The organism is Peptostreptococcus canis (genome assembly GCF_014229965.1).
GTDB classification, from domain to species: Bacteria; Bacillota; Clostridia; order Peptostreptococcales; family Peptostreptococcaceae; genus Peptostreptococcus; species Peptostreptococcus canis.
Map to the genome: position 1 here is coordinate 3,002 of NZ_JABGBW010000017.1, position 2,094 is coordinate 5,095.

The 2,094-nt window shown below is 31.6% G+C and carries 2 protein-coding genes; both read left to right on the plus strand.

Annotation, left to right across the window (positions count from 1 at the left end; all coding sequences use genetic code 11):
• Positions 1-358, plus strand: a 358-nt coding sequence (locus HLB29_RS09385) for a DUF6612 family protein (RefSeq protein WP_207719561.1), incomplete at its 5' end; no start/stop codon positions are given.
• Positions 359-576: 218 nt separating this feature from the next.
• Positions 577-2,094: Sgo0707 family adhesin (locus HLB29_RS09390; protein WP_185624892.1), on the plus strand; the 1,518-nt coding region annotated here is incomplete at its 3' end.

A 2,094-nucleotide genomic window follows, 5' to 3' on the forward strand; every position in this document is an offset into this window, starting at 1 on the left:
TATAATTAATAATCATATTACAAGATATGGTGCAAAATATACTATGAACCCTGATTTTCACCAACTTATTGAGTTTTTAAGTACAATTGAAAAAGATTTGGCATTGGAAGAAACTGATTCGTCATATTTATTGAAATTAAAAGGGGATAGCAAAGGGTTAGAGTTATTACTCGAAAATCAATATAGGTTAAAGCTGAGTAATATAGATTTTAGTGAACTAGATAAAGAATTGACCTTAGAATTTGAGAAGGATACATTTTATTTGAAAAGCCTGAAATTTAATTTATTATACGATGGCTCAAAGGGGAAAATAAAAATGGATAACTTAACCGTATTTTCAAAGCATAATGGAAAATAAAGTTTATATTAAGGAATGTTTTGATAGTGAAAAAATATATGTTTAATAGAAAAAAACAAAAATTTTGAAGTATATAAAAATAAAAGAAGGAGGAAAAGAAGATGGAAAAATAATTTTAAGACATTACAATGATGAAGAATTTGTTGTTTTTTAGCCAGAAAAAATGAGAAAATTTTATGAAAAAAATTAAATTTTGAATAATGTTAGGAGGAGTATTTATGAAATTGAAACTCAAAAAACTGTTTACGATTATAATGTCTATAATAATGCTAATCAGTAGTACATTATTGCCAAGTATGCAGTCTTTTGCAGAAGGAAATATTAGAGTGCCTGATATTTCGGTAACAGATTTTGATATGTCTAAATTGGATCTATATGAATTTAAATGCAGACAGGAAAATATGCAGGTTATACATCAAGGAATAAGTGCATTGCAAGAACATGTAGTTCCGAATGGTACATGGAAACGTAGCACTGTCTTTATGCATAAATATAATAAATATGCAGTACAGCAAAGTTTTGATAACGTTTTGGAACTTTTATTTCGTGACGCGGGAGAAATTAATGGCAAAAAGGTAAATGTAAGAGTAAAAGTTACGCGCCTTGAGCTGAATCCTACACAGTATTGTGGGCAGCAACATAATTTTAATTGGGACAATTCAGGGGTTCCATTTTTAACTGTTGACCAGAATTGGGGTGATAGTGGTATTCAGTTGATGGATTATGTTTACCCAGAGCATCCAAACTTCAATTCTAATACTGAGCAGGCATTTAATACGAGATCCGAAGTTACCGCTACTTTAGAATATGCTGATGGTACACCATGTGACTTGAAACTAACTATGCAACCTACAGATATAGATGTAAAGCCAGGCAATCCGATTGATAATGGTAATATGACATCATTTTACGAAGGAGTTGGTGTAAAAGATGTGCATAATAGTATTGACAAAATTGTGTATAATATTAATGCAGATCTTAGACAACATGATTATCCAGGCAACTGGCATTGGTGGGAACCACAGGCATATATAGGTGAAGGGGGAACTTCTGGGACTGATGAGTTTAATAAAAGTGGTTTTGCAATGAGATCTAGAAACAACAGTATTACATTTGCATACAATTCTTCGGCGACTAGTGGAAGTCTGTTCAAATTCTTTGCAGAAGTTCCTTACTATCATAATCCTGAAAAAACAGCTAAAAAAATAGTTGATAGAGTAAGTGCACCTAAAATAATTGGTGAGCCGATTAAGTATACGGTTACTTATACTGTTCCAAGACCCGGAATTGATATTATTGATGATATAAAAACGTTGAAATTTACAGATCAGTTTGACAAGAAGGTTGACTTTAAAAATGCCGAAGTCAAACTTGATGGCAAAGTTTTGAAAGAGAATACAGATTATAAACTATTGAAAATTGAGGCTTTAGGTGTACCACCTACTATAGAAATAGATATTATTAATAAATCTCTATTTGGCAGAGATAAAGCTGGAAAAACTTATGAAATCACCTATAACACGGTGACAAATAAAAATGCGTTAGTAAAAGGCGATGACAAAGTAATTAATTCAACTGCTAGAATGTACTTTGATGGTGTACCTATATTTGCCAATTCTGTAGAAACAAGATTAATTACATCAGTGCCACCTAAGAAAGATGTATTCACTCCTGGAGACTTAAAACAAAGTATTAACGGTAAGGTAGTTAGTCCTGGTGAAAAGTTGACTTACAAG